20 protein-coding genes are annotated in these 21,201 nt (G+C 39.6%); 10 read left to right on the plus strand and 10 right to left on the minus strand.

Going from position 1 to position 21,201, the window contains the following annotated elements; translation table 11 throughout:
• Complete coding sequence (locus tag HLH14_RS05105; RefSeq protein WP_067724669.1) at window positions 1–471, minus strand: DUF6231 family protein; 471 nt, start codon at window positions 469–471, stop codon at window positions 1–3.
• A gap of 34 nt (window positions 472–505) precedes the next feature.
• Here HLH14_RS05105 and HLH14_RS05110 point away from each other — a divergent pair, with 34 nt between their 5' ends.
• Window positions 506–1,378, plus strand: coding sequence for a DUF2797 domain-containing protein (locus tag HLH14_RS05110; RefSeq protein WP_067724667.1), 873 nt, complete (start codon window positions 506–508; stop codon window positions 1,376–1,378).
• A gap of 60 nt (window positions 1,379–1,438) precedes the next feature.
• Here the strand turns inward: HLH14_RS05110 and HLH14_RS05115 are convergent, their stop codons facing one another.
• The 3 genes from HLH14_RS05115 to HLH14_RS05125 all read right to left on the minus strand — a co-directional run bounded on the left by HLH14_RS05115 (window position 1,439) and on the right by HLH14_RS05125 (window position 4,337).
• Window positions 1,439–3,307 (minus strand): SurA N-terminal domain-containing protein, encoded by a 1,869-nt coding sequence (locus HLH14_RS05115; protein WP_171532770.1) that lies wholly within the window; start codon window positions 3,305–3,307, stop codon window positions 1,439–1,441.
• A 131-nt stretch (window positions 3,308–3,438) separates the two neighbouring features.
• Window positions 3,439–3,711: an HU family DNA-binding protein gene (locus HLH14_RS05120; protein WP_004651791.1), complete on the minus strand. Its 273-nt coding sequence runs from the start codon at window positions 3,709–3,711 to the stop codon at window positions 3,439–3,441.
• A 158-nt stretch (window positions 3,712–3,869) separates the two neighbouring features.
• Window positions 3,870–4,337, minus strand: coding sequence for a phasin family protein (locus tag HLH14_RS05125; protein WP_067724663.1), 468 nt, complete (start codon window positions 4,335–4,337; stop codon window positions 3,870–3,872).
• Window positions 4,338–4,529: 192 nt separating this feature from the next.
• On the opposite strand from HLH14_RS05125, the gene HLH14_RS05130 reads away from it, so the two are divergent.
• From HLH14_RS05130 to fdx, 8 genes are all read left to right on the plus strand, one after another.
• Complete coding sequence (locus tag HLH14_RS05130) at window positions 4,530–5,177, plus strand: hypothetical protein (protein WP_067724661.1); 648 nt, start codon at window positions 4,530–4,532, stop codon at window positions 5,175–5,177.
• Window positions 5,178–5,289: 112 nt separating this feature from the next.
• The gene (locus HLH14_RS05135; RefSeq protein WP_067724659.1) at window positions 5,290–5,763 is read left to right on the plus strand and encodes an Rrf2 family transcriptional regulator; all 474 of its coding nucleotides are present in this window, start codon (window positions 5,290–5,292) and stop codon (window positions 5,761–5,763) included.
• 1 nt (window position 5,764) lies between these two features.
• On the plus strand, window positions 5,765–6,982 hold the full coding sequence (locus HLH14_RS05140; protein WP_067724657.1) for an IscS subfamily cysteine desulfurase: 1,218 nt from the start codon (window positions 5,765–5,767) through the stop codon (window positions 6,980–6,982).
• Between the two features lie 86 nt (window positions 6,983–7,068).
• A complete protein-coding gene (gene iscU / locus HLH14_RS05145) occupies window positions 7,069–7,455 on the plus strand; it encodes a Fe-S cluster assembly scaffold IscU (RefSeq protein WP_004651785.1) in 387 nt (128 codons plus the stop codon).
• Window positions 7,456–7,492: 37 nt separating this feature from the next.
• A complete protein-coding gene (iscA, locus tag HLH14_RS05150; protein ID WP_067724655.1) occupies window positions 7,493–7,813 on the plus strand; it encodes an iron-sulfur cluster assembly protein IscA in 321 nt (106 codons plus the stop codon).
• Window positions 7,814–7,922: 109 nt separating this feature from the next.
• Window positions 7,923–8,438: a Fe-S protein assembly co-chaperone HscB gene (gene hscB, locus HLH14_RS05155; protein ID WP_067724653.1), complete on the plus strand. Its 516-nt coding sequence runs from the start codon at window positions 7,923–7,925 to the stop codon at window positions 8,436–8,438.
• Window positions 8,439–8,476: 38 nt separating this feature from the next.
• Entirely contained in the window at window positions 8,477–10,339 is a 1,863-nt protein-coding gene (hscA, locus tag HLH14_RS05160) for a Fe-S protein assembly chaperone HscA (protein WP_067724651.1), read from the plus strand.
• Window positions 10,340–10,352: 13 nt separating this feature from the next.
• Window positions 10,353–10,691 (plus strand): ISC system 2Fe-2S type ferredoxin, encoded by a 339-nt coding sequence (gene fdx, locus HLH14_RS05165; RefSeq protein ID WP_067724649.1) that lies wholly within the window; start codon window positions 10,353–10,355, stop codon window positions 10,689–10,691.
• Window positions 10,692–10,794: 103 nt separating this feature from the next.
• Here the strand turns inward: fdx and HLH14_RS05170 are convergent, their stop codons facing one another.
• The 5 genes from HLH14_RS05170 to aspA form a co-directional block, all read right to left on the minus strand.
• On the minus strand, window positions 10,795–12,258 hold the full coding sequence (locus HLH14_RS05170) for an adenylate/guanylate cyclase domain-containing protein (protein WP_067724647.1): 1,464 nt from the start codon (window positions 12,256–12,258) through the stop codon (window positions 10,795–10,797).
• A gap of 66 nt (window positions 12,259–12,324) precedes the next feature.
• Window positions 12,325–12,759, minus strand: coding sequence for an HIT domain-containing protein (locus HLH14_RS05175; protein WP_067724645.1), 435 nt, complete (start codon window positions 12,757–12,759; stop codon window positions 12,325–12,327).
• A gap of 233 nt (window positions 12,760–12,992) precedes the next feature.
• Window positions 12,993–16,451, minus strand: a complete 3,459-nt coding sequence (gene mfd, locus HLH14_RS05180) for a transcription-repair coupling factor (protein ID WP_067724643.1) — start codon at window positions 16,449–16,451, stop codon at window positions 12,993–12,995.
• Between the two features lie 135 nt (window positions 16,452–16,586).
• Entirely contained in the window at window positions 16,587–16,958 is a 372-nt protein-coding gene (locus HLH14_RS05185; RefSeq protein WP_067724641.1) for a hypothetical protein, read from the minus strand.
• Between the two features lie 139 nt (window positions 16,959–17,097).
• Window positions 17,098–18,546, minus strand: coding sequence for an aspartate ammonia-lyase (gene aspA, locus HLH14_RS05190; RefSeq protein WP_067724639.1), 1,449 nt, complete (start codon window positions 18,544–18,546; stop codon window positions 17,098–17,100).
• 461 nt (window positions 18,547–19,007) lie between these two features.
• On the opposite strand from aspA, the gene putP reads away from it, so the two are divergent.
• On the plus strand, window positions 19,008–20,546 hold the full coding sequence (gene putP, locus HLH14_RS05195) for a sodium/proline symporter PutP (protein ID WP_067724637.1): 1,539 nt from the start codon (window positions 19,008–19,010) through the stop codon (window positions 20,544–20,546).
• Between the two features lie 64 nt (window positions 20,547–20,610).
• Here putP and HLH14_RS05200 read toward each other — a convergent pair whose 3' ends face one another.
• Window positions 20,611–21,102, minus strand: coding sequence for an Lrp/AsnC ligand binding domain-containing protein (locus HLH14_RS05200; RefSeq protein WP_067724635.1), 492 nt, complete (start codon window positions 21,100–21,102; stop codon window positions 20,611–20,613).
• Window positions 21,103–21,201: the final 99 nt, after the last annotated feature.

Raw genomic sequence — 21,201 nt, forward strand, 5'->3', positions numbered from 1 at the left:
TTACCAGCGGAATTTATTCCAGTTTTCCGGGTTTGCCCAAAACTTGGAATTAAACCAGTCCGGCACATGTTTATAGGTCAGGATATTAAATTGCCATAAAGCAAAATTGCTATCATGCTGGGTTTTATCAATCAGTTGGGTAAAGCCTAAAGAACGTAATAATTTCTCATCTTGCAACTGACTCACCACCACAATACGCTTCGCCATCAAATCACGTAGTTTGACCAGCAATTGTGCTTTTTGATTATCGGAAATATCGAGCAACTCTGGCGAATCAAGCAATACCAACCCCAAATCATATCGCTGTGTAAAAGGCAGATTTAAAAACTCAGTTACGTTAAAATAGTGCCATTGAATTGATTGATTGTTGTCGTATTGTGCAAGATTTTGGCCAATACATAATGCAGTTTGAATAGGCTGTTCTTTGGATAAATCGTCTAGCATTGAAGCAATGACATTTTGTTCAGCCATAACTGCATCCTTATTATTTGAGAGAGTATTCTTCATGGAACTACAAGGCATTTGCCATAAAATGCATGCGGGTCTAAAGGACCCTATTGTAACTGATCAACAGACCCGTAAGGCAAATGTAGAATATAAATTTGTGCTAGATCGCGCTGAAATTGATCTTCCATTTAGTTTAGGACAAGAAGTCGAAATTGAGTGGACCGGCAATATTTATTGTGTTTCTTGTGGAAGTAAAACTCCAAAATCATACTCACAAGGTCACTGCTACAAATGCTTCAAAACCAAAGCTTCATGTGACATGTGCATCATGAAGCCAGAAACTTGTCACTATCACCTAGGTACGTGTCGTGAAGATAGTTTTGCGCATAAAGTCTGTTTCCAGCCGCATATTGTGTACCTTGCCAATTCCAGTGCTTTAAAAGTGGGCATCACCCGTCAGGGACAAATGCCAACACGTTGGCTCGATCAAGGCGCAACCCAAGCGCTACCCATTATGAAAGTGGGTTCACGCCGTCTATCGGGTCAACTGGAAATCATGTTTGGGACACAGGTCGCAGACAAAACTGATTGGCGAAAACTACTGAAAGGTGAAGCTGAGCCATTAGATTTGATTGAAGTTCGTGAGCAACTGATTGAAGAATTTGCACCGAAAATTCAAACTATTCGTGATGAATTCAGTCAGAACCTCGAATTTAATGAAACTATTGAAATCATGGAAAGCGAATTGCCACGTGAATTTGTTTATCCAGTGGATGAATATCCTGAAAAAATTAAATCGCATAATCTGGACAAGACACCAGTGATTCGCGGAAAACTGCTCGGCATTAAAGGTCAATATCTCATTTTAGATACTGGCGTGATTAATATTCGTAAATACTCAGGCTATGAACTTAAGCTACGCGCTGAATAAAACTTTATTTAGCCCATAAAAAAACCTGCATTAATGCAGGTTTTTTTATTTCATACGGAATTATTTAATTTTCGCATGTGATTTAAGGTATTCAGTGTAATCATCCAGTTCTTGTTGACCACGAAGCTGTTGGTACAACTTAGACAATTCATTCAACTGCTCATCAGTTAAAGCATTAGACGTTGTTTTATTGACATTAGACACCGCTACAACCACCAACTCATTTGGCAATGAAGCTGTTGTTACTGACCACATGCCTGCTTTCGGTGCTGGAACACTAAATGCTGCACGTTCAATCTCACGTTTCAGACCTTGCGAACGCGTAAATACACCTGCACTTTCAAATGCGATGTTGCTTTGCGCTAATACAGTTGCGGCAGGTTGTGATTTAAAGCTATTTAATGCAGTTTGAATTTTTGCTTTCGCAGCATCAATTGCTTTTTGCTCAATCAGTTTAGCTTTTACACGAGGTGTTGCCTCTGCCAAAGTTTGCACACCAGCAGTATGGTAATTACGTACTTTCACCCAAACTGTATCACCATTTGCTAACTGGATACTGCTTGACGCATTACGATCACCATTTTTCACATCATCATTAAATAGCTTAACTTTTACATTCGCATCGCTAAGTACAGGATGTTGAGTCGCTAAAGTCATGCCCTTGACCGATTGAACGCTTACACCTTTAACTTCTTGTGCAACGACATCAAGTGCATCACTTCCGATGACCATTTCATTCAACGCATTTACAGTATCTGAAAAGGCATTTGCAGATTTGTTCTTTTGCAATTCAGCCAGCAAACGTGGTTTTTCAGTTTCAAATGATGGAAGCTTCACGGCAGCCGCTTCTGTTTCAATTAAATGATAACCATATTGGGTTTTAATCGGAGCGGAGACTTGCGCTGATTTTAAAGAATCCACAGCCTGGTCAAATGCATCACCAAATACACCTTTAACATATGCGTCTACTACACCGCCTTTAGCTTTAGATTCGGTATCATCTGAATATTGCGCAGCAGCTTGAGCAAACGTCATGCCTGCTTTAATTTTCGCAGCCACATCATTGGCTAATTTCTTCGCTTCTGCATCTGAACGAGTATCTGCCGCAATTAAAATATGCTTCACCAATGGTTTAGCATCTTTCTTTTGCGCCTCTACAAATGTTGCATAAGCTTGCTGCAATTCTGCCTCTGTCACTTGCGTATTCGCTGGTGCAACATTCGCAGGTGTCAACACAACATAATCCACATCCACACTTGCAACCTGCTTAAAGGCATTTTGATGCTTGTTGTAATAAGCAGCGATGTCTTGAGCCGTTACTTTTACATTTTTCTTGTAGTCATCAAGTTTAATGCTTGCAAGATGCAAGGTACGTTGTTCAGTTTGCAAGTTTGCAATCTGCTCAATATCCAGTTTGCTGACCAAAGCATAATCCATAAATGTTGAAGTCAACATTTTTAAGGCATGGTCTTGACGCAAATTCGTAATTAAAGCTTGACTGGTCATACCCACTGAACGCAAATAGTTTGCATACAAGCTTTCAGAAAATTTACCATTTTCTTGAAAACTTGGTTGTTGTGCAACCATCTGCTCAATCTGTGCATCACTTAATGAAATACCCAGATTTTCTGCTTGCTGCAATAACAAGGTACGCGCAACCAAGGTATCCATCGCTTTATTTTGAATAAAAGATTGATTCAATAAAGTTTCATCACCATTGGCATACGCCAAGTATTGTTCTTTAAATGATTTTGTCAGTGTTTCTAGTTCTTTTTTAGAAATTTCTTGGCCATTGACTAATTTTGCTGTGTCTTCTGACTTCCCGCCACTAAAATATCCTTCAATACCTACAAGCGCTAAAGGGGTCAAAAACAAAATGAGCAGTGCTTTGCCCAACCAACCCTTAATAACTTTACGAAAAGATTCCATAAGTATTCCAATATTTTATTTGTGAGGGATTTTACCCGAAAACCCACAATGAATGAATGAGTTCAAACCCAAAATAGGCATATTAATAAAAAAACGCGCCTAAGCGGCGCGTTTATTGGCTTTAAAAAAGATTAAGCAACAGAATCTTTTAAACCTTTACCAGCTTTAAAGCTAGGAACCTTGCTTGCTTTAATTTCTAAAGCTGCACCAGTCTGTGGATTACGACCAGTACGTGCTGCACGTTCTTTTACGTTGAATGTACCAAAACCAACAAGTGTTACAGTATCACCAGATTTAAGTGCTTCAGTAATTGAAGCAATTGTCGCATCTAAGGCTTTACCTGCATCAGTCTTAGACAATCCCCCTTTCTCTGCAATTGCATCGATTAATTCTGATTTATTCATGAAGATTACGTCCTCTTAATATCGTTTATTTAAGGTCTAAGGATTCCATAACACCTTTATAGCAATGGTTCAGGGCAAAACGCAATACTCTGGATATCGATTTCTGCAAAATAAATGCGAAAAAAATTGTTGAAAAATGCAGAAAAAGCAAAATTGTTTCATTTTTTTACAATTTGCTCTTTTAAAGACTTATTTTCTTCAAGCAAAAAATCGACCTTGCTATGTAGTTGTAATATGAGACTTTCTAAATGCTGAATATCTTTTACCGTGACCAAACCAATTCGGTTTAAAGAATGGTTCACACTATGGTCAATCAGCTTCTCAACTTTATCTTTGGTATCTGTCACTGACTCTTTGGCTTTCTCTGACACCTTTTCTACGGTTTGGTCAGCGATTTCCGTGGTTTTAGATTCCAGTTCTTCTCCCACTTTAACTAAAGAATCAAATAACTTATTTCCCTCTTCTTCTGCACGTGAAAAAGCACCTAAACCGGCAAGCCAGATTTGTTGGGTATATTTACGGAAATCTAGCCCGGATTTTCGCCCGTCACGCGATTTGTTCTTTTTTTTATCAGTATTTTCCGCTGCTTTCTGTTCATCGTCCTGATCTTCTATCTGCTTATCCATTAATGCTTTCTCCTGATTGTTTTATGTACTACCAAACATATTTATCCATAAAATACACTGATAATAGCAAATTAAATACTTGATAGATTTGCTAAACTGTTCTACAAAGCAAGATTATTATGTATTTGGTTTAAAGTCCTGAAGCATATTTTACGAGCTAGGATGCTCTATTTCAGGTAAGGATTAAGTTTTATGAGTGAATCGCAGCAAAGTCAAAATCAACCGCATTTGTTGCTCACAATGACTATGATTGTTCTTGAAACAATTTTTACACTCATTTTAAAGCATGATCGCGTCATTGGTTTACAGGCTAAAAAATTTATAGATCAAAAAGTTGCGATTAAAATTAATAGCTATTTGCCTTATTTTGATTTTTACGTTCAATTTACTGAACATGGTGTTTTATTTGACACCAAAGCACCAGAGCAAGCGGTTGATCTGGATATCCGCACCACTCTTATGGATTTAATTAAAGTCTTTGTGTTTGCCAATCGTCGCAGTATCAAAAAAATGCGTATCGATGGCGACCTGACACTAAAAGATGAATTTCGCGATTTAGCTTTACTTTTTAGCTTTCCAAAAGTTTTATCAGACTGGAAACAATGGTTAACCCAACCAGATGATGAACAGGATATTATCGCCTCTAAAAAACGCATTGTCCCGCTTTTGGAAAAAATTGACTTGCAACGCTCAAAAATAAATAGCCTGGAAGTTGAAGTGAAGCAATACCAAAATCGTATTCGTCGCATTCAACAAAAGCAGAAAAGAATGAATATCGTGTTTATTGTAACCACCGTGCTTTTGATTGCGTTATTAGTGTATAATTTATGGCTTGGATAAATATACGATTTTTCTTATAAAACAAAACAATTTAAAGCCTCATAAAAAACTTGACTATTTTAGTCAGGATTCTTAAAATCGACCCATCTAGTCTTAACATGTGTATCGAATCATGCGTCTTACTACTCGCGGTCGCTACGCAGTGACTGCTCTACTTGATTTAGCTTTGCAGCCAACTGAAAAAACGATCACGCTTGCTGAAATTGCAGCTCGTCAAACTATTTCTGTTGCTTATCTTGAGCAGTTATTTGCGAAATTAAAGCGTCACGGCTTAGTTTCTAGTGTACGTGGTGCCAACGGTGGCTATCATCTTGCTCGTCGCGCTGAAGAAATCACTGTGCTAGAAATTATTGAAGCTGTAAACGAAACAGTTGACGCAACTCGTTGTGACCATAAAGGCAACTGCCAAAATGGTGCAATGTGCTTGACTCATGATTTATGGCAAGAACTCTCCCACCACATTGCCGATTATTTAGCAAAAATTACGCTTGCTGATCTGGTAGCACGTGACAACGTACAAACCGTTGCAATTCGCCAAAATTCACCAAGTTTTGATTCAGCCCTTTTATCGGTTACAGGTATTTGACATGAAACGTCCGATTTATCTTGATTATGCAGCAACCACTCCGGTAGATCCTCAAGTTGCAGAACGTATGATGGAGTGCTTAACATTCGATGGTACTTTCGGTAATGCTGCATCTCGTTCTCATGCTTACGGGTGGCAGGCGGAAGAAAAAGTAGAATATGCACGTGAACAAGTTGCCAATTTAATTAAAGCAGATCCACGTGAAATCGTGTGGACCTCTGGCGCGACTGAATCAGATAACCTTGCACTAAAAGGTATTGCACAATTCTATGCCTCTAAAGGCAAACACATCATTACAAGTAAAATTGAACATAAAGCAATTTTAGATTCTTGCCGTGAACTCGAAGAAGAAGGTTTTGAAATTACCTACCTTGAGCCAGAGCCAAAAACAGGTTTAGTTACTCCTGAAATGGTTAAAGCTGCGATTCGTCCAGATACCATTCTTGTTTCACTGATGATGGTGAACAACGAAATTGGTACCGTGACTGATGTTGCTGCCATTGGTGAAATCACACGCGCAAATAAAACCTATTTCCACGTTGATGCTGCTCAGGCCGCAGGTAAAGTTGAAATTGATCTTTCAACCATGAAAATTGATTTAATGAGTTTCTCTGCTCATAAAATTTATGGTCCTAAAGGCATTGGTGCACTGTTCGTACGTCGTAGCCCACGTGTTCGTCTTAAAGCTCAAATGCATGGTGGCGGTCATGAACGTGGTATGCGCTCTGGTACACTTGCAACTCACCAAATCGTGGGTATGGGTGAAGCATTTGAACTTGCAGGCAAAAACCTAGAATCTGAACAAAAACGCATTCGTGTATTACGTGACAAACTTTGGAATGGCTTACAAGGTTTAGAACAAGTGTTCTTAAATGGTCATCCTGAATACAATGTTGCAAACTACCTCAATGTGAGCTTCAACTTTGTTGAAGGCGAATCATTGATGATGGCATTGAAAGATGCTGCTGTATCTTCTGGTTCTGCATGTACTTCTGCAACACTTGAGCCTTCTTATGTACTTCGTGCATTAGGTTTGTCTGATGAACTTGCGCACAGTTCGATTCGTTTCAGCTTCGGTAAATATACCACTGAAGAAGATATCGACCATGTACTTGAAATAACCAAAGCTGCTGTACAAAAATTACGTGATCTTTCTCCTCTTTGGGATATGTACAAAGATGGTGTTGATCTGTCTACAGTCGAATGGGCTGAACACTAATTTATTCTTGGCATCTTATAGAATTTCAGTAAGATGCCCCCATATTAAATCTTATCAAGGCTGACCCCGAGGTTTGGAGACGCATCATGGCTTATAGTGAAAAAGTAATTGATCATTACGAAAACCCCCGTAATGTTGGTGTTTTAGATAAAAACGCTGAAAATGTTGGTACAGGTATGGTCGGTGCACCCGCTTGTGGTGACGTTATGCGTCTTCAGATCCAAGTGGATGACAACGGTGTGATTGAACAAGCACGTTTCAAAACTTATGGTTGTGGATCTGCTATTGCTTCAAGCTCACTTGTCACTGAATGGCTTAAAGGTAAAACTTTAGACCAAGCACAAGCAATCAAAAACATTGATATTGCAACTGAACTCGCGCTTCCTCCAGTAAAAGTACACTGTTCTGTACTTGCTGAAGATGCAATTAAAGCTGCTGTTGAAGACTACCGCAGCAAAAAAGCTAAAGCTTAATGGCTTTAAGTTTTGAATAAGGAATAATGGAGTTTTCATGATTCATTTAACTGAAAATGCTGCAACTCATATCAGCAATTACTTAAAAAATCGCGGTAAGGGTGAAGGCATTCGCGTTGGCGTGAAAACTTCAGGCTGTTCTGGTTTGGCCTATGTACTCGAATTCGTTGATGAAATCGATACACATGATCAAATTTTTGAACAGTTTGGTGTTAAGGTTTTCGTTGACCCTAAAAGCAGTGTCTATTTAGAAGGTTTAGAAATGGACTATGTGAAAAATGGCTTAAACGAAGGCTTCGAATTTAACAACCCCAATAAAAAAGGTGAATGTGGTTGCGGTGAATCTTTCACTGTTTAATCAATCCCCTTCATCCTCTTTTAAAAATTAAAACAGTGTACAATACACTGTTTTAATTACATTTATATTAGCAGTTATTTTTATAGAACTTTCGCGGATCAAATCTCCCATGAATCATTTTGAGTTGTTCAATCTTCCTGCAGCACTCGATATTGATTTAGCAGCTTTAAAAAATGAATTTTTAAAATTGCAGCAACAATATCATCCCGATAAAGCTGAAGACAAAGATCAGGCACTGATCAAGTCAAGTGAAATCAATCAGGCATTTAAAGTTTTATCTCAAGTTGATAGTCGTGCGGGATATTTGCTTTCGCTAAAAAAACAAGATCACCTTCTAGATCAATCCATCAGCGATTTTGAATTTTTACAATCTGCGCTAGAAATTCGTGAACAGCTGGATGAAGCTCACGCTGCCGAAGACCTGATTTCACTTAAACAAGAAGTCCAGCAATGGATTGACAGCTTGGTTCGTGAATTCAAAATTGACTATACTGAAGAAGACTGGGCTGAAGCGCGCGATACAGTGCGTAAGTTACGCTTCTTCCAAAAAGTCATGGCCGATATCGACAAAGCTGAAGATCGCTTTTTAGATGATGATTCTTTCGATCTTGACGATGATTTTTAATTTATTTTTACTTTTAGACGTTCAAAGGATGTAACACAATGGCTCTCTTGCAAATTGCAGAACCTGGTCAATCAAGTGCGCCCCACGAACACCGTATTGCTATTGGTATCGATTTAGGTACAACACACTCTTTAGTGGCTACGGTTTTATCAGGCAAAGCCAAAGTTCTTAACGATGAACAAGGTCGCGTGTTACTCCCTTCGATTGTGCATTATGCAGATCAGGCAACTCAATATGGTGATGAAGCAAAAGCCTTCATGACCAGCGATCCTAAAAACACCATTGTTTCTGTTAAGCGCTTTATGGGTCGTTCAAAAGCGGATATTAAATTCCAACACCCGTATACATTGGCGGGTGAAGATCACCAAATGCCAGCTTTTGAAACCAGTCAAGGTCGTAAAACCCCTGTTGAAATTTCTGCTGAAATTTTAAAACAATTGAAAGAACGTGCTGAAGCAAGTTTAAAAAATCCAATTAATGGCGCGGTAATCACTGTGCCAGCCTATTTCGATGAAGCCCAACGTCAAGCAACCCGTGATGCAGCACAATTGGCCGGTTTAAATGTTCTGCGCTTGCTGAATGAACCGACTGCTGCTGCTGTTGCCTATGGTCTAGATCAAGAAAGCAATTTAGCTTCTGACCGTAACTATGTAATTTATGATTTAGGCGGTGGTACTTTTGACGTTTCTATCTTGCGTTTTACCCAAGGTGTATTCGAAGTTTTAGCGACTGGTGGTCATACTGCACTCGGTGGTGACGATTTAGACCGCTTAATTGTGAAATGGGCGAAGAAACAGCTTAATATTGAAACATTGGATGATGCTGAACATGCACATCTGATGGTTGCTGCACGTAATGCCAAGGAAGCATTAACAGAGTTAGAATCTGTTGAACTTCAAGCATTAGATCAAGTTTTAACTTTAGATCGTGCAACCTTTGAAGACATCATTAAAATTGCTTTAGATAAAACCATTAGCGTATGTAAACGTGTGATGCGTGATGCCAAACTTGAACTTGATGATATTCAGAATGTCGTTCTTGTCGGTGGATCAACCCGTTCATATGCAGTACAAAAAGCAGTTCGCGATGTATTCAATCAAGAACCTTTATGCACAATTAACCCAGATGAAGTCGTTGCGATTGGTGCAGCTATTACTGCAGATCAGTTGATTGGTAACAATACAGATGGCTCATTGCTGCTGGATGTTACCCCACTCTCTTTAGGTTTAGAGACCATGGGTGGCTTGGTTGAGCGTCTTATTTCACGTAATACTGCTATTCCTGTAGCACGTCGTCAAGAGTTTACCACTTATCAAGATGGTCAAACTGCGATGCTGATTCACGTGGTACAAGGTGAACGTGATCTGGTTGAACACTGCCGTAGTTTAGGTCGTTTTGTTTTACATGGCATTCCACCTATGACTGCTGGCCAGGCACGTATTGAAGTGACCTTCCAGGTCGATGCAGATGGCTTACTGACCGTTTCAGCAAAAGAAACCACCTCAGGCGTGCATGCTCAAATTGATATTAAACCTTCTTATGGTTTATCCGATTCTGATACTGAACGCTTATTGATTGAAGGTTTTAAATTTGCTGAAGAAGATAAAAATCTTCGTCATTTGCAAGAAACCAAAGTTGAAGCACAACGTGAACTTGAAGCGCTAGAACAGGCACTTAAAGTGGATGCTCAGCTATTAACTGCCGAACAGTTAGAGTCTTTAAATCAAGCCAAAGCTCAACTTGAAGCTCAACTTAAAACGACTGATATCAAAGCTATTGAACAGGCTGTAGAACAGCTTAAAATACACAGTGATGCTTTTGCTGCTGCGCGTATGAATCAACATATTGATGCTGCCCTAAAAGGCACTAAACTTGATGACTGGTCAAACTCACCCGAATAAATAGGTAAAAATTATGCCACGTATTAAAGTTCTTCCACATGCGCAAATTTGCCCGAACGGTGCTGAGTTTGAAGTTGAACAGAATGCAAATCTTTGTGAAAGCTTATTGAAAAATGGTATCAAGATCGAGCATGCATGTGACATGTCTTGTGCATGTACCACTTGTCATGTTGTGGTTCGTAAAGGTTTTGACAGTCTTGAAGAAATGAATGATGTTGAAGCCGATTTACTTGATCGTGCTTGGGGTCTTGAACCTGACTCACGTCTTTCATGCCAGGTTAAAATTGTGGATGAAGACTTAGAAGTTGAAATTCCGAAATACACCATTAACCATGCTTCTGAAAATCATTAATTGATTCAGGATTAAAAAAACCACGCTTAGCGTGGTTTTTTTATATTTCATTCAATCGCAACGATGCTTAGTGATACTGTTCATCTTAATGATACTATTCATCTTAATGATATTGTTCATCTTTCTGATCTTCTATCACTTCATCTTCTAGATTCAGTTTTACAACACCTTGAGAATTGGTCATTTTTTGTTGTTTTTGTATGCGCTTAATCATTTTTTCCAAAACATTGATCAGCTCTGGATATTCATAGTTTTGAACTTCATCCAGATTCAACAATAAATGGAAGCCTTTATACTCATAATCAAACCAACGCTGATAATCCGATTTACGTGAAGTATATTTTTCCATCACTTGCCATGTGTTCACCGGATCTTGAATACCTTTAAGCTTAATCGGTGCTTTAGGTGCACACAAATAATCATTTTTAATTAAATTATAGGTATCATCTGAGATTAAAATTTCATCCACTTCTGCCGCACTTTGTAAACGCGCTGCCAAGTTTGCATCACGTCCAACAATGGTATACGCCATACGATGAGCCGCACCATAATTCCCAACGTGACAATATCCGGTACTGATCCCCATACGAATATGTAAAGCGGGATAGCCCATTTTAATCCATCGCTCTCTTAATAATTTCATTTGCTGACGCATATCAATCGCCATGTCTAAACAAGTTTTTGCATCTTGTTCAACACCTTGAGAAATAGGATCACCAAAGAAAATTAAAATCGCATCGCCCATAAACTTATCGACAGTCGCTTCATACTGTTTCGCAATTTCTGTCATATGGCTTAAATAGTCATTGAGCAAGAATGCCAAGTCATCGGGGATAAGGGTTTCGGAGAGCTCGGTAAAACCTTGAATATCTGAAAAGAAAATGGTCATTTTCTTACGTTTGTATTCAATTTTGGCTTCAGACTCACCTTTCATGATCGATTGCCACAATTGTACCGGTGCATAACGGCTGAGCTGGTTGGCAAACTCCATATAACGATTCATTTGCTCATAATAATAAGCTTTACGATCGGTAATATGCTGGATTTGACTACGCTGGTAAAAACTTCCCACACCAAAATAAGTGATTAGACAAATAAAGCCCAGGACGGTTAATTCGCCTGTGGTTTGTTCAAAATATTCGCCAAATCCAAAAATAAAGATATTACACAGATAGAAAATTGCGATTCCAATCAAACTCGCCAATGACACCATGAGAAATGAAATTTTATTACTGATTGCAGTATACAGAAGTGCAAAAAGTGAAATAAAAGTCAGCACAAGGTTTAAATGAATGGCGGATAAAATAACTGAAATGGCAACAACATCAATCAGAAATAACAGACTGCGTTTTGTTTTGGAATTATAACGGTACAGCAACCCATTGGATAACTTCGGGGTAATCAGCAAGACAAACAACAAGAATAAAGGGACATAGATCTGATATTGCGTATCAGAAGAAGTGTAATGATAGACGACGACGAGTAAAGACAACATGATATACCCCATCAAACGATGAAAATATTCAAATTGTCTCGGCTCTTTTCTAATCCAGTCGTCTAATGGCACTCAATCGCTCCTGGTCCCAGTATTCAAACCACACATTCCCTGTTTGGCTTTTTAAATCGCTTTGAATTAGTCCATACGCCAATCAAATGGCATATCACCTTGACCACGTAGCGCAAGCATTAAAGTTTGACGCATATGTGCAAGGACTTCATTGGTATAAGGGACAGCAGGTGTTCCCCAAACTGGTTTTGGCCACGCGACGTCATTTTGGTAACGCACTACATGATGAAAATGTAATTGTGGAACCATGTTTCCTAAAGCAGCAACATTCATTTTGTCTGCACGGAATACACGCGCCAATTGGCTTGATAACCAGCTAGATTCACGGAGGAATTGTTCTTGGTCAGCCTGACTTAATTCATATAATTCGCTAATACCCGGTACACGCGGAATTAATATGAGCCACGGAAATTGCATATCATTCATTAAACGACATGTTGACAGTGGAAAGTCGCCTACAAAAAAAGTATCTTGAGCAAGTTGTGGATGCAAACTAAACATATCTTTATAAATTATGCAAAATTAGAATGATGGCTAATACTATCACATCCAATGAGACGTGAATATTCTATGCAATGTGTTTCATTACAAATAAACCACTATTTGCTTTGAACACTCAAGCGCAGATAAATTTTATAAATTCCCTTAAAAATTCAAGTATTTCTTTTCTATAAACCTTAAATTATGGGCGAATCAAGCAGTGAGTGCATAATATTTACACATCCACTTTCTGATTAGTGAATTTCTTTTAACAAACTCGCCAGTAAATCGGAAATAAACTGGATTCTTTTTTGATAATCTTCCAGCATCACCATGATTTTTAAACGCTGCCCTCCATCCATACGGAAAAAAGTCGGATGTTTTTGCATCATTTGAATAATACTCATGGCTTGAACCGGGGTGTCTGGCGAAAATTCAATATGACCGCCATTTGCACTGATATCAACCTTGGTAATCCCCAACTGCTCTGCTTTTAAGCGCAGTTGATGCACGGCAAATAATTGCTTCACCGGTTGTGGTGGCACACCAAAACGGTCAATCAATTCCATACGGATATTATCGAGTTTTTCTTGACTGTCGGTGTTACTGATCCGTTTATAGAACATCAGACGTTGGTGCACATCACCTAAATACTCATCCGGAATCAATGCCGGCATATGTAAATTAATTTCAGCCGTTAACGATAACGGTGCATCGAAATTCGGCGTTTTACCTTTTTGAATGGCTTTAGTCGCCTTTTCCAGCATTTCCATATACAGGCTATAACCGATCGCGTGCATCGAACCACTTTGTTGCTCACCCAGGAGTTCACCCGCACCACGAATTTCCAAATCTTCTGTGGCAAGCATAAAACCGGCACCTAAATTCGATGCCCGCTGAATCGCATCAAGACGTTTTTCTGCATCGCCTTTTAAGCCTTTAATTGAAGGTACCAATAAATAGGCATAGGCTTGATGATGCGAGCGCCCGACACGACCACGTAATTGATGTAACTGCGCAAGGCCTAACTTGTCGGCCCGTTCAATCAAAATGGTGTTGGCATTGGGAACATCAATCCCGGTCTCAATAATGGTTGAACAGACCAAGACATTGTATTCTTTATGATAGAATTGCTGCATCACCTGCTCAAGTTCACGCTCGCGCATTTGTCCATGGGCAACCGCGACACGTGCTTCAGGAACCAGCTCGCGAATACTGGCTGCGGCACGTTCAATGCTGTCCACTTCATTATGTAAAAAGTAAACCTGCCCACCACGAAGTAATTCACGCAGAATCGCTTCTTTAATGGATTCACTGGTGTGTTCTTGCACAAAGGTTTTGACTGCCAAACGACGCGCAGGTGGCGTAGCGATAATCGATAAGTCACGCATCCCGCTAAAGGCCATATTCAAGGTACGCGGAATGGGTGTTGCCGTCAGGGTCAGCATATCGACATCGGCACGCATGGCTTTGATACGTTCTTTATCTCGCACCCCAAAGCGATGCTCTTCATCGACAATCATCAAACCCAGGTTTTTAAACTGGATACTTTCCTGCAGAATTTTATGCGTTCCAATCACAATATCGACTTTACCGTTGGCTAAATCTTCGGTAATTTTCAGATGAGTCTTATTGGAACCAAACCGCGAAAGCACTTCAATCCGAATCGGCCAATCAGCAAAACGGTCTTTAAAGGATTCATAATGCTGTTGTGCAAGCAAGGTCGTCGGCACTAAAACCGCGACTTGCTTATTGTTTTGTACTGCTAAAAATGCTGCACGCATCGCGACTTCGGTCTTACCAAAACCCACATCACCACACACCAGGCGATCCATCGGTTTGGCAAGCTGCATATCATGCAAGGTCGCTTCAATCGCATTGGCTTGATCTAGGGTTTCTTCATAGGCAAAGCCACTGGCAAATTGCATATATGGACTTTGCTCCAGTTCAAAACTAAACCCGGGTTTTGCCTGACGACGTGCCTGAATATGCAATAGTTCAGCGGCTACATCATGAATTTGTTCCAAGGCTTTACGTTTTGCCTTGTTCCAGGCATCAGTCCCTAACTTATGTAATGGGGCTAAATCAGGATCGCCGCCACTATAGCGGCTGATTAAATGTAAGTTGGTAACAGGAACATATACTTTGGCAGCATCAGCATAATCCAGTTGTAAAAATTCATGATCTTGATCGTCAATACTTAAAGTGACCAAACCTGCATAACGCCCCACGCCATAATCAATATGCACTACCGGCGCGCCAATACTCAGTTCGGTTAAACTCCGGATCAGGAATTCTTCCGAAACTTCCTGTTGGCGTTTACGACGGCGCTGGACTACACGATGTTCATAGAGCTGATTTTCAGAAATCACGGTAAGGTGATCAGGAATCACCAAACCACGATCAAGTGGCGCACTGGTAATGGCTATGGCATGTAATGATTTTCTAAATTCTGCAAAATTTTCAACACTGGGAATATCCCCTAGAGCAGGACGCAAAGCATCTTTTAAGGTTTCACGGCGACCAGCACTTTCAGCGACTAACAGTACCGGATGATTTGCAGCATCAATATATTTTTTAACAGCCGAAAAGGGTTTTTCCTGTTTTGGATCGACAGGTAAACGGGGTGGCAACTCTGTATTGAGATTAAGGACGCCTGTTTTCTCTACAAATTCTTCTGGTGAGGCAATGATTCTGGCAAAGTGATTCAGTTGTTCCAAAACCTGATTTGGTTGTAAGAAAATTTCTTCTGGCGACAAAATAGGATGATCAACATTATGGCGACGGTCTTCATAGCGTCGAACCACATCTTTCCAAAAACCGGTTAAGTCTTCATCCAGATGCTTATCTGTAATGACAATGCCATTCCGTGGTAAGTACGCCATCAGGGTACTTTGTGTTTCCATCGCTTCTTTGCTAAAGAATAACGGGAAATAAAACTCAAGCCCTGGAGAAGCAATACCCTCTAAAACGTCCTGATAAACTGGATTTTTCTTCGGATTAGCACTCGGAAAACTTTCTGCATAACGGTCACGAAAAGTCGTACGCCCTTCTTTGAGTGGAAATTCTTTGGCCGGCAATACCGAAAACTGTTGTAAATTTTGAGTGGTTCTTTGCGTTTCAGGATCAAAGAATTTTAAGCTCTCAATTTCATCATCAAACAAATCAATGCGGATCGGCGAATTTTGCCCGGATGCGTAAATATCCATAATGCTGCCGCGTACCGCAAATTCACCATGATCATAAACGGTATCGACCAAATGATAGCCGGCTTGGATCAAACGCAGTTTTTGTTGTTCTAATTCAAATTTTTGTCCCACTTTAATATCGAAATGCTCACCCAACACCCACGAAGTCGGTGCGACACGCTGCACTAGCGTTGATGCAGATAAAAGCAACACACCTTGTTGTGGCATATTCGATAAAATTGAAAGACGTTCTGACACAATATCTTGATGAGGAGATAACCGGTCATAAGGAAGAATTTCCCAATCTGGGAAAATGGTCGGTTTTATCCCGTAAAATTCTAATTCACTTTCCAACTGTCCCAAATGCTGATTGTTTCTGGCAACCACAATGAATAACTGCTTATTTTTCGTGGCAATTTCTTTAAACAACAAAGCGGCTGATGAGCCTTGTAAATTACCGACCCAGCGTTTTTCGCCTGCTTTTAATTGCTGCAGATTTAATTGGGAAATTTCTTGTTGGAACATGTATATAGCTTTTGGTCTAAATGACATGAGCAGTATATTAGCATGGGTTTTTTCTCGGTTGAGTTATTTTTATATGCGACCGTTTTTTCCATCTAAATCCTTTTAGATGTCATGTCTTCAAAGCCTGTTTTCCAATTATTTTTCGCGTAAGAAATTGCGATAATAGTCATTCAGCTTTTTAATGATGTGCTTCAACTGCAATAAATTTTCTTCAGTATTGCCTAAACGTGCTACAAAACGTTGACTGGCAATTTCCAGATCAATTTTTTCATTGATAATCATGGCAGTGAAATACAATTCTTTTAAATCATCAAATTTGTTTAATTTTCGATTCGAGAAATATGATAAACGTTCAGACCATTCATTGAGCACAATACCATCGACGATATAGCCCTGTTCTTGATGGAATTGGATATTATTTTCTTGAAAAAAAAGTTGTTCAGGAGATGGCTTGGAACTTTTAAATAGTCTTGAACTTGTAAATAGTCCGGCAAGTTTATTCAACATAAGCATTACAATTATTAAAAATCCTGACCATTTTAACCCTCAGCTGCTTTATCTCCAGCACTATTTTTCATAAAAAGAGCAGCAGCTTAAACTGCTACCCTTTCAACACCGTGACAATTAAAGTTTTGCACAAAGCGAGTTAACTCACTTGTGCCAATAGCTCATGTTGTGCTGTCACTTCTGAAACCAGATTGCTAAAGGCAAATATTTCATCTAACTGTTCTTGGGTCAGTAATTCCTGCTCCAAGACAATCTGTTGAATGGTTTTGTTTTCCGCAATACATTGCTTGCCAATTTCATCACATTTGGCATGACCCAAAATTGGATCGAGCAAAGTTACAATGCCGACACTTCGCATCACAGCGTCGTAGCACACTTGTTCATTGGCTTGAATGCCTTGAATACATTTACTATCCAAACTCGAAATGGCTTGGGTTAACAATTCAATCGATTCATTAATTGCAATCGCTATGACAGGTTCCATCACATTTAACTGTAATTGCCCCGCTTCTGCGGCCATGGTGACGGTTAAATCATTACCAATCACTCTATAAGCAATTTGATTCACCACTTCAGGAATCACGGGATTGATTTTGGCAGGCATAATCGATGAGCCGGCTTGTAATTCAGGTAAGCGAATTTCACCCAAACCGGTACGTGGCCCCGAACTTAATAAGCGCAAGTCATTACAGATTTTTGAAAGTTTCACCGCAAGGCGTTTAAGCGTACTGGATAAAATAATAAACACGCCACAATCGCTGGTGGCTTCAACATAATCTTCCGCACCAATTAAATTTAGTCCGGTAATTTTATTCAAAGACTGAATGGCTTCATGCGCATAGCCTTTGGGTGTATTCACCCCTGTACCAATGGCTGTTGCACCCAAATTCACTTCCAGTAAAAGTTCACGTGTCCGTTGAATCAGTCGTATATCTTCTTTTAACAAAGTTGCAAAAGCACGAAACTCTTGTCCCAAGGTCATCGGAACGGCATCTTGTAATTGGGTACGCCCCATTTTTAAAACAAACTGAAACTCTGCAACCTTTATATGCAGCGTATCAACTAATTTTTGAATCTGAAGCAATAAATCGTCCAGACTATAATAGGTTGCCAAGCGCAAAGCCGTGGGATAGACATCATTGGTCGATTGGGATTTATTGACATGATCATTGGGGTGAATATGTTCATATTGCCCCTTATGAAAACCTAAATGCTCTAATGCAATATTGGCCAATACTTCATTGGTATTCATATTAATAGACGTACCCGCTCCCCCTTGATAAACATCCAAAGGAAAAGCATGACTCCATTTCTCTGGAGATTCGATTAATTCATTACACGCCCGCTGAATCACCTGACTGACTTGTTCAGAAATTTTGCTAAATTTTAAATTGGTCTGTGCTGAAGCTTTTTTGACTTGGGCCAAAGCACGAATAAAATGATGATGATTTCCGACTTTCTGATTAGAGATTTGAAAATTCTCTAAAGCCCGTAAGGTATGAATGCCGTAATAACATGCTGCCGGAACTTCCTTTGCTCCCAACAAATCACGCTCTATTCTTGTATTATCGAGTTGAACCGTAGACACTTTTAATATACTCACATTTATGCACTAGAATTGTGCAATTGAAAAAATATTAAACCTTTGTTCTATTTTGAATATTGTAAAAAGATATTTATTTGGCAATGCTCTATAACCAATTACAGCAGCTTTGTAGCTATTGTAAACACTTGTAACTACCTTTTCGTTTTCAATTTTTCTGATCAAAAAATTAAATTCAAAAATCTTTTTAGAGTGATTTTCAATTCACACTAAACCTTTAGGCTGACCCTATAAATGACATTAAGCACCAAATTTATAAATTATTAATTTTATTATATTTTTATAAATTGTATCTAAAAATACATTCCGCTACACAACACGCTATTAAATCCCTTCGAAATGTAACAGAACGTAATTTCAATTTTATGTTTGAATCACCGCCTTACTGAATATGTATAAAAATTCATCTTGGACAGATGTATCCATAAGGACAGAAGGATGAGCACATGAGTCAACTGAACCCGACATTAATCACATTTATTTTTTATATCCTCGCCATGGTCGGTATAGGACTATATGCCTATAAGGCAACGACCGATTTTTCAGATTATATTCTTGGTGGACGGAGTCTAGGCAGCGTGGTCACCGCACTTTCGGCAGGTGCATCGGATATGAGTGGCTGGTTGTTGATGGGGCTGCCCGGCGCAATTTATCTGTCAGGCTTATCGGAAGCGTGGATTGCCATTGGCCTGATTATAGGGGCATGGCTGAATTGGCTATTGGTTGCAGGTCGCTTACGTGTGCATACCGAAGTGCAAAATAATGCATTAACCCTGCCCGATTATTTCACCAGTCGTTTTGGTGACCGTAAACGTATGCTACGTATAATTTCAGCTTTAGTGATTCTGGTGTTTTTCTCGATTTATTGTGCTTCTGGCATGGTGGCAGGCGCTCGATTATTTGAGAGTATTTTTGGTATGTCTTACACGACTGCCCTGTGGATCAGTGCAATTGCAACCATTAGCTATGTGTGTATTGGCGGCTTTCTGGCCATTAGTTGGACTGATACTTTCCAAGCTGGTTTGATGATTTTCGCCTTGATTCTGACCCCTATTATGGCTTACCTCGCACTGGGTGATCACAGTCAACAGTTGGCAACCGTGATTGAAACTGCTCGTCCTCATGCCACCAATATGCTTTCAGGTTTAAGTACGGTTGCCATTTTATCCTCCCTGGCTTGGGGCTTAGGCTATTTTGGTCAGCCGCATATTCTGGTTCGTTTTATGGCAGCGGATTCGGTTAAGACCATTCCAGCGGCACGTCGGATTGGCATGAGTTGGATGATTCTATGTTTAGGTGGTGCTGTGGGTGCGGGTTTCATTGGCATTGCCTACTTCCAGTATCACCCAGAACTTGCAACCGTGGTATCACAGAATCCTGAAACCATTTTTATGGAACTAACCAAAATTCTGTTTAATCCATGGATTGCAGGGATTATTTTGGCTGCCATTTTAGCTGCTGTGATGAGTACCCTCAGCTGTCAGCTTTTGGTCTGTTCAAGCACCTTAACTGAAGATTTATATAAATCATTTTTACGTAAAAATGCCTCTCAAAAGGAATTGGTCTGGGTTGGACGCTTCATGGTGTTAGCCATTGCAGTGCTAGCGATTGGCCTTGCCAGTAACCCAAGTAGCAAAGTTTTAGGTCTAGTTGCCTATGCCTGGGCAGGTTTCGGTGCTGCTTTTGGTCCGCTGATTATCTTGTCCTTGTTCTGGAAACGCATGACCTTAAACGGCGCAATTATGGGGATCATTGTCGGTGCTGTGACGGTTATTTTGTGGAAGAATACCATGGCGAGTACGGGACTGTATGAAATTATTCCCGGCTTTATTCTGTCATTTGTGAGCATTATTATGGTGAGCTTGCTTGAAAAAGCACCGTCTCAAGAAGTGATTCAACGTTTTGAACAGGCAGATGAATTGTATAAAAAAGAAATGGCTGAGTTAAAAAATGGCATACCGGCCCAAGCTAAAAATTCATTATAAAGTTCAGATGAGTTGTATCGAAATTTGAATCAGATCTAAGGGGCTTATGCCCCTTTTATTAATTCTATTTTTGCATTTTGGTTTTCAGATGAATCTTGGAGCTTTCTTTAATCACTTCCATCACCGGATAACTTCGAGTTTCTTTTACCCCCGGAAGTTGCCATAGCACTTGCCCTGAAATCTTGCGGAATTCTTCCATGCTGGCGCAGCGAATTTTCACCACAAAATCAAAACCGCCACTAATCATATGACATTCCACAATTTCAGGATACTGCATTACAGCATCTGAAAATTCATCCAAGACATTGGGTGTGGTTTTATCCAGTAAAATTTCTACAAAAACCACAAAACTGGCATTCAACATGTCGGGATTCAGCTTGGCTTCATAGCCTAAAATAAAACCATCTTTCACTAATTTCTGTACACGGGCCAACGCTGCTGTCGGGGACAAATTCACAGCTTCAGCCAATTTTATATTTGAAATTCGTCCATCATTTTGCAGAATATCTAAAATTTTGATATCTGTTCGGTCCAATGTAAAAATCGGGCTGGTCATCTGAATTATTCTCTAAAATGAATAAAAATTATAGTGAGTTATTCGGCGTTCTTTCTGTAATCATAAATTATATAAGGTATTTCACTCAACAAAAATATT

The sequence above is a fragment of the Acinetobacter terrae genome (assembly GCF_013004375.1).
GTDB classification, from domain to species: Bacteria; Pseudomonadota; Gammaproteobacteria; order Pseudomonadales; family Moraxellaceae; genus Acinetobacter; species Acinetobacter terrae.